The 21,519-nt window shown below is 40.7% G+C and carries 16 protein-coding genes and 1 tRNA gene; 6 read left to right on the plus strand and 11 right to left on the minus strand.

Annotated features, from left to right (window positions below; all coding sequences use genetic code 11):
- Positions 1–75 precede the first annotated feature (75 nt).
- Positions 76–1,095, minus strand: coding sequence for a long-chain acyl-[acyl-carrier-protein] reductase (locus ACM5QX_RS00105; protein ID WP_011319305.1), 1,020 nt, complete (start codon positions 1,093–1,095; stop codon positions 76–78).
- A gap of 232 nt (positions 1,096–1,327) precedes the next feature.
- Positions 1,328–2,023, minus strand: coding sequence for an aldehyde oxygenase (deformylating) (locus tag ACM5QX_RS00110; protein WP_414751868.1), 696 nt, complete (start codon positions 2,021–2,023; stop codon positions 1,328–1,330).
- Between the two features lie 177 nt (positions 2,024–2,200).
- Here ACM5QX_RS00110 and ACM5QX_RS00115 point away from each other — a divergent pair, with 177 nt between their 5' ends.
- From ACM5QX_RS00115 to ACM5QX_RS00125, 3 genes are all read left to right on the plus strand, one after another.
- Complete coding sequence (locus ACM5QX_RS00115; RefSeq protein WP_011319303.1) at positions 2,201–3,028, plus strand: carbohydrate ABC transporter permease; 828 nt, start codon at positions 2,201–2,203, stop codon at positions 3,026–3,028.
- 141 nt (positions 3,029–3,169) lie between these two features.
- The gene (locus ACM5QX_RS00120) at positions 3,170–3,415 is read left to right on the plus strand and encodes a hypothetical protein (RefSeq protein ID WP_414751869.1); all 246 of its coding nucleotides are present in this window, start codon (positions 3,170–3,172) and stop codon (positions 3,413–3,415) included.
- A gap of 350 nt (positions 3,416–3,765) precedes the next feature.
- Positions 3,766–6,096: a filamentous hemagglutinin N-terminal domain-containing protein gene (locus ACM5QX_RS00125; RefSeq protein WP_414751870.1), complete on the plus strand. Its 2,331-nt coding sequence runs from the start codon at positions 3,766–3,768 to the stop codon at positions 6,094–6,096.
- Between the two features lie 27 nt (positions 6,097–6,123).
- Here ACM5QX_RS00125 and ACM5QX_RS00130 read toward each other — a convergent pair whose 3' ends face one another.
- On the minus strand, positions 6,124–7,155 hold the full coding sequence (locus tag ACM5QX_RS00130; RefSeq protein WP_011319300.1) for a hypothetical protein: 1,032 nt from the start codon (positions 7,153–7,155) through the stop codon (positions 6,124–6,126).
- Positions 7,156–7,315: 160 nt separating this feature from the next.
- On the opposite strand from ACM5QX_RS00130, the gene ACM5QX_RS00135 reads away from it, so the two are divergent.
- Entirely contained in the window at positions 7,316–8,446 is a 1,131-nt protein-coding gene (locus ACM5QX_RS00135) for a protein kinase domain-containing protein (RefSeq protein WP_414751871.1), read from the plus strand.
- 112 nt (positions 8,447–8,558) lie between these two features.
- Here ACM5QX_RS00135 and gndA read toward each other — a convergent pair whose 3' ends face one another.
- Entirely contained in the window at positions 8,559–9,989 is a 1,431-nt protein-coding gene (gene gndA, locus ACM5QX_RS00140; protein WP_414751872.1) for an NADP-dependent phosphogluconate dehydrogenase, read from the minus strand.
- A 304-nt stretch (positions 9,990–10,293) separates the two neighbouring features.
- Here gndA and ACM5QX_RS00145 point away from each other — a divergent pair, with 304 nt between their 5' ends.
- Positions 10,294–11,049 carry a Ycf66 family protein gene (locus ACM5QX_RS00145; protein WP_414751873.1) on the plus strand — a complete coding sequence of 252 codons (756 nt, stop codon included), beginning with the start codon at positions 10,294–10,296 and terminating at the stop codon, positions 11,047–11,049.
- Positions 11,050–11,273: 224 nt separating this feature from the next.
- Positions 11,274–12,143: a DUF5895 domain-containing protein gene (locus tag ACM5QX_RS00150; protein WP_414751874.1), complete on the plus strand. Its 870-nt coding sequence runs from the start codon at positions 11,274–11,276 to the stop codon at positions 12,141–12,143.
- 164 nt (positions 12,144–12,307) lie between these two features.
- On the opposite strand, the gene ACM5QX_RS00155 is transcribed toward ACM5QX_RS00150, so the two are convergent.
- The 7 genes from ACM5QX_RS00155 to ACM5QX_RS00185 all read right to left on the minus strand — a co-directional run bounded on the left by ACM5QX_RS00155 (position 12,308) and on the right by ACM5QX_RS00185 (position 21,412).
- Positions 12,308–12,379, minus strand: a tRNA-Lys gene (locus ACM5QX_RS00155).
- A 44-nt stretch (positions 12,380–12,423) separates the two neighbouring features.
- Positions 12,424–14,679 (minus strand): GAF domain-containing protein, encoded by a 2,256-nt coding sequence (locus tag ACM5QX_RS00160; RefSeq protein ID WP_414751875.1) that lies wholly within the window; start codon positions 14,677–14,679, stop codon positions 12,424–12,426.
- 444 nt (positions 14,680–15,123) lie between these two features.
- Entirely contained in the window at positions 15,124–15,690 is a 567-nt protein-coding gene (locus ACM5QX_RS00165; protein ID WP_414751876.1) for a hypothetical protein, read from the minus strand.
- A gap of 38 nt (positions 15,691–15,728) precedes the next feature.
- The gene (locus ACM5QX_RS00170) at positions 15,729–16,991 is read right to left on the minus strand and encodes a glycoside hydrolase family 10 protein (RefSeq protein ID WP_414751877.1); all 1,263 of its coding nucleotides are present in this window, start codon (positions 16,989–16,991) and stop codon (positions 15,729–15,731) included.
- A 171-nt stretch (positions 16,992–17,162) separates the two neighbouring features.
- A complete protein-coding gene (locus ACM5QX_RS00175) occupies positions 17,163–17,825 on the minus strand; it encodes a hypothetical protein (RefSeq protein WP_414751878.1) in 663 nt (220 codons plus the stop codon).
- A gap of 153 nt (positions 17,826–17,978) precedes the next feature.
- Positions 17,979–19,457: a glycolate oxidase subunit GlcD gene (gene glcD / locus ACM5QX_RS00180; RefSeq protein ID WP_414751879.1), complete on the minus strand. Its 1,479-nt coding sequence runs from the start codon at positions 19,455–19,457 to the stop codon at positions 17,979–17,981.
- Positions 19,458–19,681: 224 nt separating this feature from the next.
- Positions 19,682–21,412 (minus strand): WG repeat-containing protein, encoded by a 1,731-nt coding sequence (locus tag ACM5QX_RS00185; protein ID WP_414751880.1) that lies wholly within the window; start codon positions 21,410–21,412, stop codon positions 19,682–19,684.
- Positions 21,413–21,519: the final 107 nt, after the last annotated feature.

The raw sequence follows: 21,519 nt of genomic DNA on the forward strand, positions 1-21,519 counted from the left end.
TTGAGTATAAGCCAACAGTCAAAAGTCCAGACTTGATCAACTATTGACTATTGACTATGGACTATTGACTAATGACTAAACCAGCAGTGGTCTAAACCCATGTTTCACTGATGCTTGACCAATCTGCTCCATTTTGTCTACGGTAATCTGATTGCGCCCCCAAGAAAAGTTCGTGTACAACTTCTCAAATTCCAAGAGCATAGATTCCGCAAAACAAGCAAATAATTGGCGTGCAGGTACATCCATATTGACTATTTTCATGATTTTCCAGTCAATATCCAGCGAATGTTCGACGATGCCTCCGTTCAGTACATAAACACCAGGATACTGAACTTTTGTACCCAAGTTTTTCGGATAACCGCCATCAATCAATAAACAGGGCTGCTTCAAAACTTGAGGATTAATTTCCACACCTTTAGGCATACTAGCCACCCAAACTACAATATCAGCTTGAGGCAGTGCTTCATCTAGGCTCATGATCTTACCGCGTCCCAACTCGCTTTGCAACTCTTGGAGACGTTCTTGATTACGGGCGATTAACAGCAATTCTTTCACGTCTGTTTTAGCATCCAGCCAGCGAGTAACTGCACTACCAATGTCACCAGTAGCCCCACATATAGCTACTGTTGCTTGGGAGAGTTCAATGCCGAGTTGTTGTGATGCTTGTTCTACCTGCCGACAAATGATATAAGCTGTGTGAGTATTGCCTGTAGTGAAGCGTTCAAACTCTAGTGTGACATTACGAACTTGGCTAAACTGCTCCAATTTGAAGTTTTCAAAAATAATGGAGGAGAAACCACCCAAAGCGGTGATGTCAATGCCATGTTTTTGAGCATGAGCCATAGCATTGAGGACTTTGCGGGTTGCGGCTTTAATCCTACGGCTGGCTAGCATTTCTGGTAAAAAGCAAGATTCTACATACCTCCCTTCAATTATTTCACCAGTAATGCTAGTAACTTTAATGTGGTCAACTATTTGCGGTGGAGCGCTGCACCAAAAATCTAGCCCTTGGTCGGCGTATTCTGGGTATCCCAGTTCTTGAGCTACCGCTTGAGCGTGTTCTAAACTTGTCAGATGTCCAATTAGACCAAACATGGAGTGATATATTTAGGCTTGTGCCTTGGCGAATGCGTGGGATATGTGGATAAGAGATAATACTTAACTCTTAAAAATACTATACAAACTGTGATGAATGCTGAGTCCTGAGTTTGATCATGGGTAATTGGTAATTGATAATTGGGAATAAATTTTTATCCATTACCTATTACCCATCACCAGTCTGAAATAGATAACTGGCCGCCTTACTTTAATCAGGAATCAGAACTATTTAAGCTGCTGTGAGTCCGTAGGCTGACATCCGCATAATATCTCTGGTTGTGAAGCCAATATTACTTAGTGCTTCGCCGTACTGAATCATAAAATCTTCCACTAGGGCTTCTTTTTCCATAGCTAAGACTGCCGCATCATCGGCAACTTGATTGAGCATTTTCCAGACTATGGGAAGATTATGACGATTAGCTTCTTCTAGTTCTGCTTTTGATTGGGCGAAATTTTTCTGTAACCAAACTTCGCCGAAGTTGAGGTGACTGTATTCATCTTTAACTACACCCTCAGTGATTTTACGGGCGAAATCGTCAGCCACGGGGATGTAGATGTTGTATGCGGCGATCGCAAAACATTCAATAATCAGGGATTGAATCAATAGGCAAGTGACAACTTTACCTTCAGCTGCCGCTTTTTGGAAATTACCGTGTAGCCCGGCAAAGAATTCTTTAGCAAACTCCATATCTGGTGATACTTGCAAGTTCCGTCCACAAGCTTCAAATCCTTTTTTGTGGCGACTTTCCATTTTCGAGAGGCGAATTAGGTCTTCTTTATCGTCTGGCAGCAGTTGGGATAGTTGAATGTAATTCTCATATGCTTCTTGTTCCCCTTCAATCACGATCGCATTTATGCGACTATAGGCATCTTTATATTTTTCGCTCTTGAAATCGATTTCTAAATCGGCTGCAACCTGCTGCATGATATGTTTACTCCTGTAAACCTGAATTATTTGATACCAGACTTTAATTTACCCTATGAATTTAAGGTAATGCTCACTGTGGTTTAATTTTACTTAACAATTGCCTATGTTATAGATTAGCGGTTGCTGAGTTCGATACTGTATTACCAAAGAAACAAGTGCTTGGCGATCTAACTCATGACCAAACTAAACTGGAATTGGAAATCTGCTGATTTTTGGAGTCTAGCAGCGCTACTGCTGGGGGCATTGATTGTGCTGTTGCCACTGTTTGTGGTTTTTCTCACTTCTTTTGCACCTCCAGGTTCAAATTTAGAACTTTTGCCCAAAAATAATTGGTCATTAGCTAATTACCACGATGCTTGGCAACGAGGTAAGTTCTTGTTGGCATTCGCTAATTCTACCTTGGTAGCGATCGCAGTGACGGCATTTCAGATTGTCACTTCAGCGCTAGCTGGCTACGCCCTAGCAAGACTGAAATTCCGGGGTAGGCAAATACTACTTTTGATTGTTTTAGCAACTTTAATTATCCCTTTTCAATTACTAGTGATTCCCATCTTCTTGGTGTTGAAGTGGGGACACTTGATTAATACCTACGGAGCGCTAATTTTACCAACTGCTGTTAACGGCTTTGGCATTTTCCTTTTACGTCAATATTTCCAGACAATTCCCGTAGAGTTGGAAGAAGCCGCAACCATCGATGGAGCGAACCGGATACAAATTTTGTGGCAAGTGATGTTACCTCTCGCTCGTCCCGCCTTGGTGACGCTGTTTCTGTTCACCTTTATTGCTGAATGGAATGATTTATTTAAACCTTTGGTTTTCACCACCAGACCAGAATTAAGAACTGTGCAGCTAGCATTGGCAGAGTTTCAGGAGCAGTTTACCAATAATTGGCCTTTGATGATGGCAGCAGTCACAATTGCAACTGTACCTGTAATGGTGCTATTTCTTATCGGTCAGCGTCAGTTTATCCAAGGTATTGCTGCTACTGGTATGAAAAATTGAGTACATCCCATGATTTATGATTGATTATCAGTAAAGTTATGTAACTATAACCGTAATTCTCATAAGCCGGACTGATGAATTATTTAGGTCATCAAAAAAATCACCCAACTCAGTTAATAACTTGTAAGGATAAACACCGTCATGAATTCTCCAACACCAAAACAGCCACAAACAGACTTTCAAAACGAATTAGTAGATAGCATTGAAAATCTTTATACTAATTTTTTCAGTGATAATATTTCTTTAGTAGAGAGTGTTCAAGAAGAGCAAACCTTAACAAATAATGATTTAGAAGAACAAGCTGACCAGCAAACAAAAGCGAACTCTCCCGTAAGAGTAGCCCCAATGGGCTGTGTTATGACTCCTAAAGGTTTGATATGTGATTAATAAAATATGGTGCTTATTGATGAATATTAATCACGATATCATCGATAGCAAGTTAATTTTTGAGAAGTTGAATGTTTCTATGTATCAAAACTCAGAGAAATAGCAACATGATCATGCTGTTTCTGTTCTTACTACATCGATAATTCAATAAAATAAAATTGCTACCGTAGGAGTAAAACATTTTTGATATCCTACGGTATATTATTTGCATATCAAAATATCATCAGCCGGGTTGAAGCTCATAGCATCAAAATATTGGTTGAATTAATTGAGATGTCAATTAATAAACCTAGCCCTAATATTTTTAGTGTTGAGTAAATAGTAAAGGCTGAAAAGGTGTAATAGCATACATGAATAATTTTCGGGTCTGGATTCCCAAGCTAGGAGTTGCGATCGCCGGCGTATTAACCTGCATGACAGATTATGCTGTCGCGCAAGTTGTTCATGATAATACACTAATTAATAATTCCCAAATTAATACACACAATAATATTATTTCTATTGAAGGTGGAACTAGAGCCGGAGATAATCTTTTCCACAGTTTTGAGCAGTTTTCTGTAGCTCAAGGAATTACAGCCGAGTTTAAAAATGCTGTGGATGTAAAAAATATTATTAGCCGAGTGACGGGTAATTCTATTTCTCAGATTGATGGCATTCTGAAAAGCCAATATGAAGCCAATCTTTTTCTGATTAATCCTAACGGTATTATTTTTGGTTCTAATGCTTCTTTGAATATTGGCGGTTCATTCGTAGCGACTACGGCAGATACTTTGATTTTCGCTGATAGAAGAAATTTTAGTACAAGAGAGTTATCCCTTGTACCATCTCCTTTATCAATTAGTGTTCCGATTGGTTTACAATTTGGTGCAAATCCAGGTTCTATTCATAATCAATCTCAAACAAGCCCTAATGGAGCTATGAATAGTCTTTTTGAGCCAGTTGGTTTACAAGTGAAACCAGGTAAAACCCTAGCTTTAGTTGGTGCTGGCTTGATCATGGAAGGTGGGAATCTGACTGCTCCTTTGGGTCGCATTGAACTAGGAAGTGTAGGAAGTAATAGTTACGTCAGTCTAAGTCTAGTAAATCAAGGTTGGATATTGGGATATCAAGGTATTCAAGATTTTCAAGACATACGATTAATTCAAAGAACTGTTGATGGTTCTGCATTTCCATCTCAAATAGATGTGGGCGGTGATGGAGGCGGTAATATTCATATCCAAGGTAAAGCTGTAGAGATGAATGGCCGTGATGTCCGCTTATCGACTCAAACATTGGGTTTCAATAAAGCTGGAGATATAACGATTGACGCAAACAAATTAGTTATTCGTAATGGGGCGCAAATATTAACATTCACTTTCGCTCAGGGAGCAGGTGGAAATTTGGTTATCAACGCGGCTGAATCTGTAGAAGTGATTGGTGGCTTTCTTGTACCGAATACAAATCGTGTTGAACCCAGTGCATTGACAAGTTCAACTGCGTCTGATGGTAAAGCGGGTGATATCACAATTAATACAAAAAGATTAATTGTCCAAGTTGGGGGAAACATATCTACCAGTTCCCTTGGGTTACCAGATTTTAATAACGAAAGAATAATATTAGCTACAGGAGCAGGAGGAGATTTAATAGTCAATGCTGCTGATTCTGTAGAAATAAGTGGCAAAGCCAGAAATGTTCCTAGTTCTTTGTCCGCTTCTACAAATAGTTATGGTAATGCTGGCAAGTTAATGATAATTACAGGAAAATTGACTGTAAAAGATTCATCTGAATTAGCTGTTGGCAGCGTCGTTTTAAAATTTGCTGGACTGAGAGTTGATAATAGCAATTTAGGCTCTGCTGGGGAACTAAACATAACTGCTCGTTCTATAGTTCTGGACAACCAGGGAAAACTTTTATCTAATAGTGAATTAGGTCAAGGTGGTAATATTGATATCCAGGTGCAAAACACTCTACTGATGCGCCGTAACAGCCAAATCTCCACAAATGCAGGTATCACATCTGGGCGAGGCGATGGGGGTAATATTATCATCAATGCACCTAATGGTTTTATTATTGGCACTCCTAATGAAAATAGTGATATCACCGCCAACGCATTCTCTGGTAGTGGTGGGAAAATCACTATAAATACTAATAGTGTTTTGGGGTTTGTACCTCGTAATCGTGCCGAATTGGTAAAGTTGCTAGCAACTGAAAATCCTGAAAAACTAGACCCAAATAAGCTTCCTAGTAGTGATATTACAGCTTTTTCTCAGGAAAACCCTTCATTCAATGGCATCGTACAAATTAATACACCTGATGCTGATCCTAGTAAAGGGTTAATAGAATTGCCGAGAAATATCATTGATACTTCTGAGAAAATTGTTGCTAGTTGTCATCCTAGTCGAATTTCGCAAAGAAGTTCATTTGTTTCTACAGGAAGAGGAGGAATTGCATCTAGCCCTACGGATACGCTGATTGATGATGCTGTTTTGGTAGGTTGGGCTGCATTACCGACACAGATAGAAAGTAGTGCTGATAGTATTCCTGAACAACACGCACAGCAGGGTAATTTGAACGTCTCTCCCCAAATTTTAGAAGCACAAGGCTGGCAAATAGATCGCGACGGTAATATAGTACTGGTGGCGCAAGCATCTACTGTAAATCCTCACACTTCAATACTACATTCGTCAGCTTGTGCAGAATAAAAATTGTACAGACGCGATTAATCGCGTCTAATTCGTTTCCTGAATTTGTAAACGGACTGTATGTTCAGTTGCGCCACTGAGTTGTACTTCCATAACTTCGCCGCCTAGCGGTTCTATGCAACTGAGGAGCGATCGCAAGTTGGGAGTACTTGCACCAGTATCTACATATAATCTATCTGCTAAATTACTGATGCGTTTCCAAGTCATATATAACTTGGCAATAGTTTGTTCTATTTGGGATGCTTGATTGACTAAATCAGCCGCTACACTTAGACAGCCTACCCTTTGGGCTTCTTCTAGGGCTGTTTCGATATCTACATCATTCTCTGTTAAAGCTTGGACTTGGGCGGCGGATTTGAGATATTTGCCTAATTGTCGCGCCTCTGTTGTGGCTTGTTTGAGGGTATCAACGTCGGGATTGGCAGCTATTTCACGCTGGATGAACTTTTGGTGTGATTCTGGCAGTTTTTCCATTTCTTTCACCAGAGGGGCAATGTAGCGCGGAGGAAGGGAATTTTCTGCGGCTTTTACCTTGACTGGTTCTGGTAATAAATCTGACGACATTGCCGTCCATTCGTCCGTGAGTTGACGGACTTCGCGCCTAGTGATGCGATCGCCTTTGCTGGCGGCTTCACTGACCATTTGTTGCACTTCTGGAGAGGCTTTGGAGGTTTCCACAAAAGCCCGTTTACTAAAATTATTCACTGCGCTTGGCTCAAGCTTGCCCTCTTCTAGGAGAGTATCAGCACTGTTCGCCAGTTGAATCCAGGCGTATGCTTGACTCTTACTGATTTCTCGTTCCTTGAGCCAATTGAGAAAACCAGTACCGCGTCCGTCGCCACCTTTCTTTTCTCTGTCGCGGATTGCCCTTAAGATTCTTCCCCGCCAGATTTCGGTTTGCAAATCAAAGCGATCGCATACCTGCCAAGCTACATCCAACTGCTGTTGGAAATCTGACTCTGGAATCTGTTCATCTTCGGGATCGGGCAGTTCAAAAGTGAGATCCGCAGGCTGTTGTAAGGCTGCTGCCAGGTCGTTGATATTATCCGTTGATTGCACAGTCGGTAACTTATTACTCTAGCGATCGGCTTATTATTACACAATCTGGTGACATCGGCTCAACAGAGTGCTGACTCAGTCCGCTTGACGAACATAACCACTCTGGGCTAGCACAAGGCAAAATAAAGACAGTAAGAGCGATGTGAACACCATCCCACCAATGAGCTACTGTCTTAACCCCCGTTGTCCCAAGCCTGAAAATCCTCATGATGTGAAATTTTGCCTAAGTTGTGGTTCTAAGCTACATCTAAAAGAACGCTATCGGGCTATCAAACCCATCGGACAAGGTGGTTTTGGCAGAACTTTCTTAGCAGTGGATGAAGATAAACCCTCCAAACCTCGCTGTGTCATTAAGCAATTTTATCCCCAAGCGCAAGGTACTAACACAGTCCAAAAAGCGGTGGAATTATTTACTCAAGAAGCCATACAGTTAGACGAATTGGGTAAGCATCCGCAAATTCCCGAACTTTTAGCATACTTTACCCAAGACGATCGCCAATACTTAGTACAAGAATTTATTGACGGACTAAACTTGGCGCAGGAACTAACACATAAAGGTGTTTTCAGTGAAACGCGAACCATTCAACTATTAAATGACCTGTTGCCTGTATTGCAATTTTGTCATAACAGACAGGTGATTCATCGGGATATTAAGCCAGAAAATATTATCTTACGTAATAGTGATAACAAACTAGTTGTAGTAGATTTTGGTGCTTCTAAATCTGCCACTAATACAGCCTTAAATCAAACTGGGACAAGTATTGGTAGTCCTGAATATGTTGCCCCAGAACAAATGCGGGGTAGGGCTATATTTGCCAGCGATATTTATAGTTTAGGAGTGACTTGTATTAATTTGTTAACTGGGCGATCGCCTTTTGATTCCTACGACACCAACAATGATACCTGGGTATGGCAGCAATATGTAAAACCACAAGTTAGCAATTATCTATCTCAAATTATCAACAAAATGACAGCAAGCGTTCCCGCAAGACGCTATCAAACTGTAGAGGAAGTTTTAAAGGATTTAAATCAGCATTCAGCAGTAGCAAATACACCAGCAAAACCTAGTCATCAAGTCCCACAAAATCCTCCTCCACAACCTGTGTCAAAAACCCAGAGTCAAATTGACTTGGAATTAGAGGAATTGAAAACCCAATTTTTGCCTGGTGGGAAATCAAAACCACAAAATATACAACCACAACCTGCAACTAATAATAATTCTGCTAAGAGTGCAATTGATTTAGAGTTAGAAGAATTAAAAGCTAAATATCTTGGGAATAATAACGGCTAAATTATCCAGGTTTTCTTGTGTGACTGTACGAGAGGACTTAACTTGATAAAAAAGTGACTCTAATATTTAGAGCCACTAATCAATTAAGTTCAGAATTTAGAGAATTACCGGCTTATTTCTTCGCTTCAGCAATGGGAACCCATTCAGTGTGGAAAGCGCCAGCTTTATCGGTACGCAAGTAGGTGTGTGCGCCGAAGTAGTCGCGTTGTGCCTGTGTGAGGTTCTGGGGTAGGCGATCGCGGCGATAGCTGTCAAAATAATCCAAGGATGCGCTAAATGCAGGTACAGGAATACCGAGTTTAGCTGCTGTGATGATTACTTCCCGCCAAGCTGCTTGTCTGTCGAGAATTGTTTGCTTAAATTCTGGAGCGAGTAGCAAGTTGGGTAATGCGGGATTTTCGTTAAATGCCTTCTTAATCTTATTCAAGAAGCCAGCGCGAATAATACAACCACCTTTCCAAATCCGCGCCAATTCACTCAGATTCAAATTCCAATTAAATGTTGTGGAAGCTGTAGATAGCAAAGCCATCCCTTGAGCATAAGAACAAATCTTGGAGCAGTAAAGTGCATCCCGGACTTTGTTAATAAACTCTTTGGTATCGCCGTCATATTTGCCACTGGGGCCTGTCAACTGCTTAGAGGCTGCTATCCGCTCATCTCGGATGGAAGAGATAATCCGAGCATTCACGGCTGCTGTAATAGTGGGGATAGAAACACCCAATTCCAAAGCAGTTTGTACGGTCCAGCGTCCAGTTCCCTTTTGACCGGCTGCATCAACAATCAAATCCACCAAGGGTAACTTGGTATCTGGGTCAACATAGGGGAAGATATTGGCTGTAATCTCAATCAAAAATGAATTGAGTTCGTCGGTAGTATTCCATTGGGCGAATACTTCATGTAGCTGTGTAGCATTCAGCCCACCAGCAGTTTTCAGCAAGTCGTAGGCTTCTGCAATCAACTGCATATCGCCATACTCAATACCGTTGTGTACCATTTTGACGTAGTGACCGGAACCACCAGGGCCAACATAAGTTACACAAGGGCCATCATCAACTTGAGCAGCAATTTTGTTGAAAATGGGGGACAGATACTCGTAAGAACTTTGTGTACCACCGGGCATCAGTGAAGGACCATTCAGTGCGCCTTCTTCACCACCACTAACACCCATACCCAGGAAGCGTAAGCCTGCTGGTTCTAGTTCTTGAGTCCGTCTTTGGGTATCTTCAAACCAAGAGTTACCACCGTCGATGATGATATCGCCTTCATCTAGTAGAGGCTTGAGCTGCTGAATTACTGCATCCACTGGTTTACCAGCTTGCACCATCACTAGAATCTTGCGGGGACGTTCTAGTGCAGCAACAAACTCTTCCAGGGTAAAAGCAGCTTTAACGTTGCGTCCACCAGCACGCTGTGCCATGAAAGCATCGGTTTTCTCTCTGGAACGGTTATAAACTGCAATTGGGAAGCCATTACGCTCCACGTTTAGAGCGATATTCTCGCCCATAACGGCTAAACCAATCACACCAAAGCTTTGTAGTGTCATAAACTATGTTTGGCTAACTCTTGCAGGTTCTTTCATCTTTAAGGGTAGACCGAGTTTTTCTCTTCTCCCCTAAAGAAGACATTAAGAGTTAATTTAAAGAATAAAAGCTCACTAGTAACACAGATAAATAGTTTTAATTTGTATCCAAATCAACAATTAACTTGTAAAATTTGCGAAATTGGGGACTGGGTGCTGAGTAATAGGGGATGAGAGAAAAAGGTAAGACATATTTTCCATCCCTAATACCCCATTCCCAATCTCCAGTCCCCAATATCCAATCCCTAGTAAAAGGAGTAACCAAAAAATGCTGGCAAATATCCTAGCCTTGGTGGTTGGCCTTGGTAGTTTAGCAATCTACATTGCAGCTTTCTTTTTTCCGGAAATCCACCGTAAAAATGATTTTATTTGGAGTGGGGTAGGGCTTTTTTATGCCCTCGTCTTGTGGATTTTCGCGCCAAAAATTTCCGGAGGTCTCTTACTAGGTCATGTGGCTAGTGTGGCACTCCTAGTTTGGTTTGGCTGGCAAACTCTTTCATTGCGTCGTCAGGTGACTCCCCTAGCACAACAAACCGCAGTACCAAGTTCGGAAGTGTTACAGTCAACTATCCAAGAACAAGCTGCTAAGTTTTCTCTTCAGGAAAAAGTTGCCCAGTTACAACAAGATATTGGTAGCACTTTTAGTGGTTTGAAAAATAAAGTACAACAGACGGGTAATCAAAAAGTTACAACTGCTCCAGTACAAACTACAACAAAACCATCTGTTGAGATTGTTGATAAAACGGAAAAACCTACTGAGGAGACCGTTACCACTACAGAGACTTCATCCCCAACAACTACTACAGAACCACCAGCAGCAGTATTGTCTACTGATACTGACTCCACCACAGAAATTGTCCCAGAAGTGATTCCACCCAATCCCCCAGCCCCTGAATTGGTGGAAGCCGCTCAACCACATCCTGAGTCTGAGGACAAGGAACCAATTCCCGTGGAAGAAATTGCCCCTGATGCGGTACTCGCTCCCCCCGCAGAAGCACCACCGGAGTCACTACCGCCGACTTAATAAAAAATTAAGGGTTGAGGCGGTTTTTGGGAACATCAGGTGTTAACTGGGGAAAATACGGTAAATGCGGGGATGAAGTTGTTGTTAAAAAACAAAACAGGGATTGCAACATAGATTGATTCTGTCTTAATCTGGAAAAGCAATAGGTTGGTTTCTTTAACTGCCTTCATATGCCGGTATTGTGCCGACGAATTTCCCCAGAAAAACACCCCTAGCCTAAAACGATGAAAGCATCTGCTAAGTTCGACTTTGAGGACGAAAAATTTAATGCACCCCCTTCTCAAGTCATCCCTTGGTGTCAGATGATTAATCCTCGTTATGGTACAGATGGGATTCAGCATCACGGTTTAGCGATTAAGCTCGATAATGCTCAAGCTGTGGGTTTTCAGCCAGATGAAAATTGGCAACAGGTGGAACATGAGTTTAGTTCCGGTATCGAAACAGTTTTCATTAGTGCGACTCCCCGAATAGTGATAGTGCGGCGGGGGCCTTTGTCTGTTAAGGACAGAGAGACCGGTATCAAATTGGGAACGTTGAAAGAAAATTATGATGCGTTTTTGGCAGATAAACTGAAATTTAAAACCTTTACACGTTATCTAATTTTCTTGGTTGGTGAAAATAAAAAGTTTTTGCATGAATCACCACTGCAATTAACCTTGAATGGTGCAGCCGGGGCAAGTTTTAGTAAAACTTATTGTGAATTTCAACAAGGCAAAGTAGTTAGTGGTTTTGTGGCGGAGATAGAAAGAGCTTATGCTTTATACCGCAAGCAGCCAATAACGCCGAAGGGGCCTTTGTTCCATGCTCACGGTATTTTCTGCCCGATTATTGAGTGTGAAGAAAGAGGAATTGAACCAAATACGGTTTTGGTGGCTTCAACTGTAGATTATGAACACCCATCGATTGGTAATCTGACTAATTACCTGATAGCTTCCGACGCGCCCGAATCTGCAATTATTTGTAAAACGTTTGAAGATTACAAAGATTTTGGGAAGGAACCTGTCAGAACAGAAACTCCGAAAATGGCAATGGCTGGGGTTTCGAGTTCTTACGTTTATCCTGATGAAGATGATTTTGGCTATCCGCCCTATTAAAAAATTAGAAACACCCTACAGGATAAGTCTGTAGGTATAAAAAACACACATTAACTCTATCAGGATGGTATGCCATATCGGGCATAAATAGACCAAGACAAGTTACTAATCTAACTTGTTAGCGTGAGAATCAATTTATTGCTTGAGAATAGTTCTGGAATAAGTGGGTGACGAGGGATTTGAACCCGCAACCAATAGATTAAGAGTCTACTGCTCTACCGTTGAGCTAGTCACCCACACCAACTACTATATTAACAAAATTCTGTAGTTCTGCCAAGATTTAGCTGAGTGAGGCGGGAAATCTGATCATAAAAGTGGTTTGACCATGGCCACTCTCGACAGAAATAGAGCCGCCTAAATGCCTGACCATTTTCTGTACTAATGCCATTTCCAAGCCAGTACCGCTATATTTCCAAGGATCGTTGTTAGAAATATGATAAAACGGCTCGAAGATGCGCGATCGCACATGAGTAGGAATTTCTAACCCAGAATTGCTAATACTTAGTTGCACAGTGTCAGCTGTGAATTGGGCGGAAACGGTAATTGATTGGCCAGCCGGAGTATATTTGCAGGTATGACTGAGTAGCTCGGTGACAATCCGTTCTAGTTCGGTGATATCTGTTTCTAAGCGTGGTAACCCTGGCTCAATCATCAAGTTTAATCGCTGTTGCTGACAACTGGTGAGGTCACGGAAGGATTCAACGATTGGGGGAAGCCAAGTTTGGAAGTCGATGGGAATGAGTGTAGGGGGTTCTGGCTTGGTTTGCAGATAGGTAAGTGTCAGTAAATCGTTAATTAATTTGCTTTCTCTACCGCACTCATTATGGAGGATCTGTAAAAGCTGGGGTATGATTTCATCTAATGTAATTGTCGGTGAGAGAACAGTTTCGAGGGTTTGCGCTGCTAGGCTAATACTAGTTATTGGTGTCCGCAGTTCTTGAGAAAGCTTTCTGAGAAATTTGTTGGTCAGGCTTTCTCGCTGTTCTAATTTTTTCAGTCGTGCTTGGTTAGTTGCGTTTAACCTTGCTTGGCGAATGGCGATCGCACATAAATTTGCTAAAGTTTGTACTAGGTTAATTTCTGATTGACTCAGCATTTGTTGTATGGGTCGAATCAGCCACAAATTACCCAGCATTCCTTGAGCATCGAAAATGGGACAAGCCAGTTGGGTAATAACCAGTAATTGAGGATGCCAACCAGGGACAATTTCTATAGTTTGGAAATGCTGTTTTTGCAATAGCGGTTGATAGATTTCGCTAAAATCCGCAATTTGTCTAGTGAGTCCCTGGTATGTCGGCTGGTTCGCTGCATATTCATGAACTACACTAACTACGGTGCAGTCGGTGTTATAAAGTTCGATATAGCAAGACTCTAGTTGGAATAAATTGGCTAATTCTTGAGTGACTGTTGCTAAAACTTGCGTTTCGTCGCCGTAATCACGGGTTTTTTCTGTAATATTTAAAACTAGTGCTTGAAATTTGTCTGTCTGTTTTACCTGGGCTTGCTGCTCATGTTTGTGTGTTGTTAGCTTGGCTTGCAGTTGTTTTAGTTGCTGTTGTAGTTTCGCATTTTGAATGCCTATACCCAACTGGGTGGCTAGTTGCTTGAGTAAGTCAATTTCTATTTGCTGCCATTGGTGTGGTTCATAGCAGTATTGAGCAATTAACAGCCCCCATAAGTCTGGTTTTAAGGCTATTGGCACAACGATATTAGCCCTCACCTGCATGGAGGCGAGGAAATCCCTCTGGCAAGGTTTCACTCCTGCTGCATGTATATCTTCAATAATTTCTAGACAACATCGCCCCTGAGATTCCTTATTTTTACCTTGGAAGCAAGGATCACGGAAGTGTTTTCCCAAGAGGGAAATATCAGGCAATACAGTTGATTCTGCAACAATCGCCCCATTATTGTCAGATTTGATTTGATAAATCAGAATGCGATCGCATTTTAAACACTGTCGTAAATCTTTGGCAGTTTGATAAAGGATTGTTTCTAAATCCAAAGATTCCTGAATCCTTTGGGCAATTGCGGCTAACATCTGCGCGCCTTCCGCTTGAATTTCTCTGGCTTGTGCTGTTTGTTTTGCCGCAGTGATATTGCTACTAGTGCCAATCAATCGATAAATTTTAGAGTTAGTATCTCGTAGTGGCGTAAGCGTTGTACTCCACCAAGTGCTTACTCCCTGAAACTGTAAGCATTGTTCATAGGAAATCGTTTTGCCAAAGCGTACACAGTCAGCATAGTGCTGACGCACTTTAGCCGCATCAACAGCTGTTAAAATATCTTCTGGTTTTTTGCCCCGCAAATCTTCTGACCTAATCCCTACCCATCTTTCATGGGTGGGATTGAGTGCTACATACTGAAAATCTCCATCTTGCAGAACATCCACAACAAATATAGATGTCTGCACAGAATCATACATACTCAGTAATAACTGTTCACCACTGCTGTGTTCATCTACCTCTGTCCCAAAAAGAATATGCGGATGCGACTGCTGCTTCAACTTGATGGCTGAATCTACTGGGTTGATATTCATGCGAGAGTCCCTGTCTGGTTTTACTGGCTCATGTAGGCGCGTTCTCTCGGAATTTCATGGTAGAAAATGCTTTTTAGCGCCTAAAGTGAAATTTAGTTCGACTTTGCTTGTGATATTTTGCCCTATCTTTATTTCTTACCAGAAATCTAGAAAAGTAGATAGCAATAAGAACAAAAAATCCTGCTTGGTGAAGGTGAAAACGCATTTGCAGGTTAATGTAATTTTATTGAAATTTATTATTAAGATTTAATTAAGATTGTTGCATAAGCTTAATACAATTCAAACAGTAAATTAATTAACGTTATATATTTTAATAAAGTCATGATTGCTTAACTTAAATAGGACTTACGCACCCAGATTTTCTGTTGAGATAGGGTGTGAGGGTGTAAGGGTGTGAGGGAAAGAGCTATTACTAAACCCCTAAACCCCCATACCCCTAAACCCCTACACCCCTAAACCCTTATCCAACTTACAGGCGTTAATACCTGTGAGAATGGCTACTACAAGCCAAGTGATAGCTAATCCGGCGACTTCACCTAAAAACAAGTGCGTTACGCGGCGGAGGATAAAGCCTATAGTAGTACCTATAGGGATAGCGATCGCCCAACTAAAGGAATTAACTAATATCCATTGCCAAGTCCATGAAATTGGCTGACGAATTGCCAAACATTGGGCTATTCCCAAAGCCAGGCCGCCAACAATGCCGATTTTTGCCCCATACAGGAGGCGTAGAGGGAGAAATTCCCCAGAGGGTACAACCCAACCAATCGCACCGATACCGATAGCCGTAATTATCACCCAAGCTGCCAAAGTGAAAGAAACCCACTTGAATATAGAGATATTTTCTCGCAGAATTAAACTTTGAGGTAAGGCGATCGCTAATCCACCAATAGCAGCTTGTACAAGGCCAATTTCTGAGCGTTCCCCCACTTCCACCCAAAATAAACTACCCAAAAACCCACCAAAAGTAGCGATAGTCCACAGCAAGATAAATTTTAACGGTGTTTTCATGGGGATAATTGGGGAGTAGGGATAAGGAAAGAGCCGTTTTACCCTTCACCCTGCCTTTTGCCTTCCCTCACTGGTGCTAATGGCCTAGCGGCTTTAGCAGTAAACATTTGTTGAAATACTTGACGGCGGTATGGGGGTGATTCTGGGGTGATGTAACCCCACAGACTTTCCCAGTAAAAGAAAGAGATACCAAAAAAAGAGCGATCGCGTACAGCTTGTACTTGTTCTCTAATTTGCTCAATCTTAACAGGACTTCGCAAAGTTCCTGTGGATATACCAATAGCCACGGGAATTTGAGTGCGTGCAAGCTTGACAGCAGGCTGTTCCAATTCGTACACAAAGCTACTTTTATCATTGCGATACACCTGCAAAATCAATTCATCCACTAAACCTGTCTTTATCCAATTTGCCCAATCTTGCAAATAATACCTGTATGCGAAAGCTTGCGAATTGGGAGAAAGAGATACCTTAACATTGGGTTTAATCTCTTTCACTACTTGAGAGACTTGTATCATGAAACGAGTAATCTTGTTAGCACGCCACTTCATCCACTCTCCATCAAAATGATTGCGAGGGGGGCTTTTACCTTGATGTTCTTTTTGATAAAGTTCAGTTGTATATGGATCATAGCCAAACTGTACTGGCATTCCAAAATGATCATCAATTTGAATGCCATCAATATGATAATTAGTAACAACTTCTGTAATTAGGGAGAGGATAAACTGCTGTACTTCTGGGTGTAAAGGATTGAGCCAAACTAACTTATTTGTAGGGTCATTATCGCTTTCTTCTGGTAACATTTCACTAATAGATACGACTCCACCCTGACCATTTGTTAACCACTCAGGATGTCGTTTTGCTATCACTGAATCGGGTGGTGCCATAAAACCATATTCAAACCAGGGAATAACGCTTAAATTTTTCGGTTTAGCAAGTGCAACTATCTTTGCTAAAACATCCTGTCCCCCGTGGACAAAATTCAGTAGGGGTTGAGTATCAAAACCCGTAACAGATTTAGCTGCACTACTTTTATAAAAAGTATAGCCTCGGTTCCAAACTACAGGGTAAATTGTATTAAAGTTCAGTGCAGATAGTTGGTCAATAGCACGATTGATACCCCAGGGTACAAACAGTACACTACTAGCAACATTAGTCAACCAAACTCCACGAATTTCTGTTGTAGTCGGTAGATTGCTTTTTTGTTCATAATTAGAAAATGAAGGGATGGATAATCCTGTTAAATACAATATTAATTGTATAAACAGTAAGTACGAAAAAAACAATTTTGCCAACCGAGTCATGAGAAAGTCTAACTTCGCCGGGAAGAGGGGATAAGAATTACGGAATAAGTTAGTATACCCTCAAACTCTTGATAAATAACGTCATCTATGTATCAATAATTCAAACTAGATTAATTAATTATCAGCTTGCTTTATTGACAGAAATCTCACAGTTTACACAAAACTTTAGTGTTAAATCTCATTTTTTAATATACTTGGTAAAAATAGAATAGTTATAGAACCATAAATGATTCCGGTAGATACACTAATTAATAAAGGTGCAATCAGGAATGCGTAAACTAAAACTCCTAAACCACCACTACTTAACCCTCTGCCAATTGAAATTGTGAGAAAAAATAGAAACACACCGACTAAAATACTAGCTAAAATGCTGAGAATATGGGTAAGTAACCATTGGGAAATTTTTTTGATAGACCACTGCATGAATATTCCTTGACCAAGTCCGATGAGAAATAGGATTAGAGATAGCTTAAAAACTAACATCTGAGGCGTTAAAGTACCATCTAAATTAGTCCATAGACTGGTGACTTGACCACCTAGAGAAAATGCAATAGTTGTTGCCAGAATCCATTTAATAGTAAGCCGACGAATATTTATAGATAATTCCTGATGTTTTAATAACTTTGCTAAAGCTATACCTTGACAGAAGCCTAGAATTAATCCTGCGATCGCACTAGACAAAAAGTTTATCAGTCCTTTGCTAGCACCCACAAGAGGGAGATTATAGATAGCAACACTAGAAAAAAGGGCAGAAATTAATCCAGCAACTAGGCCTATAGTAGTTCCTAGTATCCAAAAAAAGTAAAGCTTATCTTTCTTCCAATCAAAGTACATAGGTAAATGTGGCGGCTCAATAGAGTCAGTATAGTATAAATATTGTTCAGTTGTATTGTTTTACACATGAAATTTTATTTTTCAAATTATTTAAAAAAATAAGGGCTAAAGCCCTTAATACAAACAAATATTTTTGTTGTTAATTGAGGAGTGTTAAAATCTTTCTACTCCTTCAAAATGTTGATTTTTAATAGCATTTGCAGCTTCGCCACAAGTGCGCGGCGTAGGGAATATCTTTCCAGGATTAGCTAAACCTTGGGGATTGAATACTTGTCTGACCCACTGCATTGTTTCTAAATCAACATCACTAAACATATCAGGCATATAACATTTTTTATCTGCCCCAATCCCATGTTCTCCAGAAATACTACCCCCGACTCTCACACAAAGTTTGAGAATTTCTCCTCCCAATTCTTCGACTTTCTCCAATGCGCCAGGAATGGCATTATCAAACAAAATCAACGGATGCAGATTACCATCACCAGCATGAAAAACATTGGCAATTGGATAACCAAATTTTTGACTCAATACCTCAATTTCCTGCAATACATAAGGTAATTGAGTCCGAGGAATTACACCATCTTGTACATAATAATCTGGACTTAAATGACCAGCCGCAGCAAAAGCCGCCTTACGCCCTTTCCATAATTTCAATCTAGTTTCTGGGTCACTAGCAGAAGTCACACTACGCGCCCCATTCTGTTTACAAATATCGGTAACGCGTTGTTTATTTACTGCAACTTCGACTTCTAATCCGTCAATTTCTACTAACAAAATCGCTGTAGCATCGCGGGGATAACAATTAGTAGCGACAACATCTTCCACCGCATTAATACTAACGTTATCCATCATTTCCATGCCACCAGGAATTATCCCCGCGCTGATGATATCAGAAACAGTCGCCCCAGCCGCTTCCACACTGGTAAAATCTGCTAGTAAAACACAGATTGATTCTGCACTTTTGAGAATCCGCAAGGTAATTTCCGTAGCAATTCCCAAAGTACCTTCGGAACCGACAAATATACCTGTTAAATCATAACCAGGACTTTCAGGAATTTGTCCACCTAAATCAACTATTTCTCCTTCAGGTGTGACAATTTTCAAGCCCAAAACGTGGTTTGTTGTGACACCATATTTCAAACAATGCACCCCGCCAGAGTTTTCCGCAACATTACCTCCAATTGAACAGATAATTTGGCTGGAAGGGTCTGGTGCATAATAAAATCCCGCACCACTAACAGTTTGTGTCACCCAACTGTTAATTACTCCTGGCTGTACAACTATGCGCTGATTGTCTAAGTCAATACTCAGAATTTGCCGCATTAAAGAAGTAACAATTAAAACTGAATCTTCCGATGGTAAAGCACCACCAGATAAGCCAGTCCCGGAACCCCGCGCAATGAAGGGTACAGCATACTGATTACATATTTTCACTACCGCCGCCACTTGTTCTGTCGTTCTGGGTAACACCGCCACAGCCGGACGTTGGCGATAGCTAGTTAAACCATCACATTCATAGGTGATAAGTTCCTCACGGCGTTGGACTACACCATTTGTACCCAGGACAGCCTCGAATGCTTTGATAATGGGTTTCCAGTTACGTTGTTTTTGATCTTGGTCTTGGGTAAGCATAGATTTTTATTTAACAGACTGGTGGAGGAGTTTAATTACTATTGTTGCAAGAATAGCAGTTTAGGGGGTTGTAAGACGCAATGGCTACGGTCGCTGTGCCAATGCTCTTATCAAATATAATTACTTGATGGCGGACTGTTGCATTGCTGCATTTTTTATTTGTTTGTGGTATTAAGTGAGTGAAAAAAAACAATATTTAAAAGTTTCAATTGACGCTAGTAAAGTTAATAAATAAACCTTCCAGTTTTATCTATATAACGTTCCTGTTCACCAATTTTTACCCATGCCAACCCTTGAGAAAAAGCTCTAGCATCATCAAACCGAGGAGATATAACTAGCTTACCTGTTTTATCGATATAGCCCCAATTGTCATCGATTTTGACTCTTGAAAGTTCCTCTAAAAATCCCCCAGCATCATCAAACTGAGGAGATATAACTAGCTTACCTGTTTTATCGATATAGCCCCAATTGTCATCGATTTTGACTCTTGCAAGTTCCTCTAAAAATCCCCTAGCATCATCAAACTGAGGAGATATAACTAGATTACCTGTTTTATCAATATAGCCAAATTTTTCACCAATTTTAACCATTGCTAGCTCTTCAGAAAAACCCCAAGCGCCATCAAACTGAGGTGAAATAACTGGCTGACCACTTTTGCCAATGTAGCCAAATTTATCACCCATTTTGATTCTTGCCAAGCCTTCATAAAAACTCCAAGCTTCATCAAACTCAAGCTCGATGATTATTTGACCACTCTTGTTGATATAGCAGTATTTATTACTGACTTTCACCGTTGCCAGACTTTCACGAAAGGATAAAGTTTTATCAAACTGAGGTGGAATAACTAGCTGTCCTGTTTTATCAATATAGCCAAATTTGTCATCAATCTTGACCACTGCTAGCTCTTCAGAAAAGCTCCAAGCAACATCAAACTGAGGCGGGATAACTAGTTGTCCTGTTTTATTTATATAGCCAACTTTGTTACCAATTTTGACCATCGCTAGCTCTTCAGAAAAGTCCGCAGCATAATTAAACTGCGGTGGAATAACTACCCGCCCCATCTGGTCAATGTAACCATACTTATCATTAACCTTTATTCGTTTTCGTGAGGTCGTAACAATTAATGAAAGCAAATCTGATTTTTTCAGGTCTTGCAATACCTCGCCTGCATCTATGTATCGCTGGTTGGAATTATACCGTATCATTTTGGTCAAAATATCTGCCAGTATGTTGCTTACTTGAGCTTTTTCTCGCCAAATAACTTCTAATGTATCAGGATCTATGTGTAGTTCTTGTGGTGGCAACCCAGTTAACGCTTGAATTGCAGTCATTCCTACCGCATAAATATCACTACATAATTTAGGATGACCATGAAGTTGTTCACTTGGCATATAACCACGAGTACCAATTGGAATTGTACTGCTGATTTTTCCTTGAGAATTTACGCCTAAAACACTGATTTCTTTGACAATTCCAAAGTCAATGAGGACAATTTTATTATCTGAATACCGCCGCATCAAATTTAATGGTTTGATATCACGGTGGATTACATTATTTTGATGAACAAAATCTAGCACCTCTAGAATTTCTTGTAAAAGTTGAATTACATCAGCCTCACTCCAAGGTTTACCTTGTTCGATTTCGTAACTCAAATCATGCCCATCAATATATTCTTGAACAAGATAAAATTCTCTATTTTCCTCAAAAAAATCATACAGTTCAGGAATTTGGTTATGTTCCTTTCCCAACTTGAATAATATAGCTGCTTCCCTCTTAAACCTTTCTTCTGTGTCTAAGTCTGGAGTCTGGGGTCTTGTAAGCCGCTTGACAACACATTTGTACTGTGGGCTGACTGGTAGATCCTGCGGGTATTCAGCCAAATAAGTTTCGCCAAACCCACCTGAGCCTAATTGTTTGATAATTTTATAACGTCGCCGCAGTATGTATCCAATCATGATGCTGTTCTACAGTCCTCTATTTGTAGATTTTGGCACAGCTTACTCAGTTTTTGTAGGTAAAATAACTAAACGGGTCTTTGGATTTGTAATCCTATCATTTAGAG

Source organism: Anabaena sp. CCY 9910, assembly GCF_963920875.1.
In the GTDB taxonomy this organism is placed as follows: Bacteria; Cyanobacteriota; Cyanobacteriia; order Cyanobacteriales; family Nostocaceae; genus Trichormus; species Trichormus variabilis.

Coding starts and splice junctions, on each gene's coding strand:
- ACM5QX_RS00105 (WP_011319305.1), bottom strand. CDS start 1,095: ATGTTTGGTCTAATTGGACATCTGACAAGTTTAGAACACGCTCAAGCG.
- ACM5QX_RS00110 (WP_414751868.1), bottom strand. CDS start 2,023: ATGCAGCAGGTTGCAGCCGATTTAGAAATCGATTTCAAGAGCGAAAAA.
- ACM5QX_RS00115 (WP_011319303.1), top strand. CDS start 2,201: ATGACCAAACTAAACTGGAATTGGAAATCTGCTGATTTTTGGAGTCTA.
- ACM5QX_RS00120 (WP_414751869.1), top strand. CDS start 3,170: ATGAATTCTCCAACACCAAAACAGCCACAAACAGACTTTCAAAACGAA.
- ACM5QX_RS00125 (WP_414751870.1), top strand. CDS start 3,766: ATGAATAATTTTCGGGTCTGGATTCCCAAGCTAGGAGTTGCGATCGCC.
- ACM5QX_RS00135 (WP_414751871.1), top strand. CDS start 7,316: ATGAGCTACTGTCTTAACCCCCGTTGTCCCAAGCCTGAAAATCCTCAT.
- gndA (WP_414751872.1), bottom strand. CDS start 9,989: ATGACACTACAAAGCTTTGGTGTGATTGGTTTAGCCGTTATGGGCGAG.
- ACM5QX_RS00145 (WP_414751873.1), top strand. CDS start 10,294: ATGCTGGCAAATATCCTAGCCTTGGTGGTTGGCCTTGGTAGTTTAGCA.
- ACM5QX_RS00150 (WP_414751874.1), top strand. CDS start 11,274: ATGAAAGCATCTGCTAAGTTCGACTTTGAGGACGAAAAATTTAATGCA.
- ACM5QX_RS00160 (WP_414751875.1), bottom strand. CDS start 14,679: ATGAATATCAACCCAGTAGATTCAGCCATCAAGTTGAAGCAGCAGTCG.
- ACM5QX_RS00165 (WP_414751876.1), bottom strand. CDS start 15,690: ATGAAAACACCGTTAAAATTTATCTTGCTGTGGACTATCGCTACTTTT.
- ACM5QX_RS00170 (WP_414751877.1), bottom strand. CDS start 16,991: ATGACTCGGTTGGCAAAATTGTTTTTTTCGTACTTACTGTTTATACAA.
- ACM5QX_RS00175 (WP_414751878.1), bottom strand. CDS start 17,825: ATGTACTTTGATTGGAAGAAAGATAAGCTTTACTTTTTTTGGATACTA.
- glcD (WP_414751879.1), bottom strand. CDS start 19,457: ATGCTTACCCAAGACCAAGATCAAAAACAACGTAACTGGAAACCCATT.
- ACM5QX_RS00185 (WP_414751880.1), bottom strand. CDS start 21,412: ATGATTGGATACATACTGCGGCGACGTTATAAAATTATCAAACAATTA.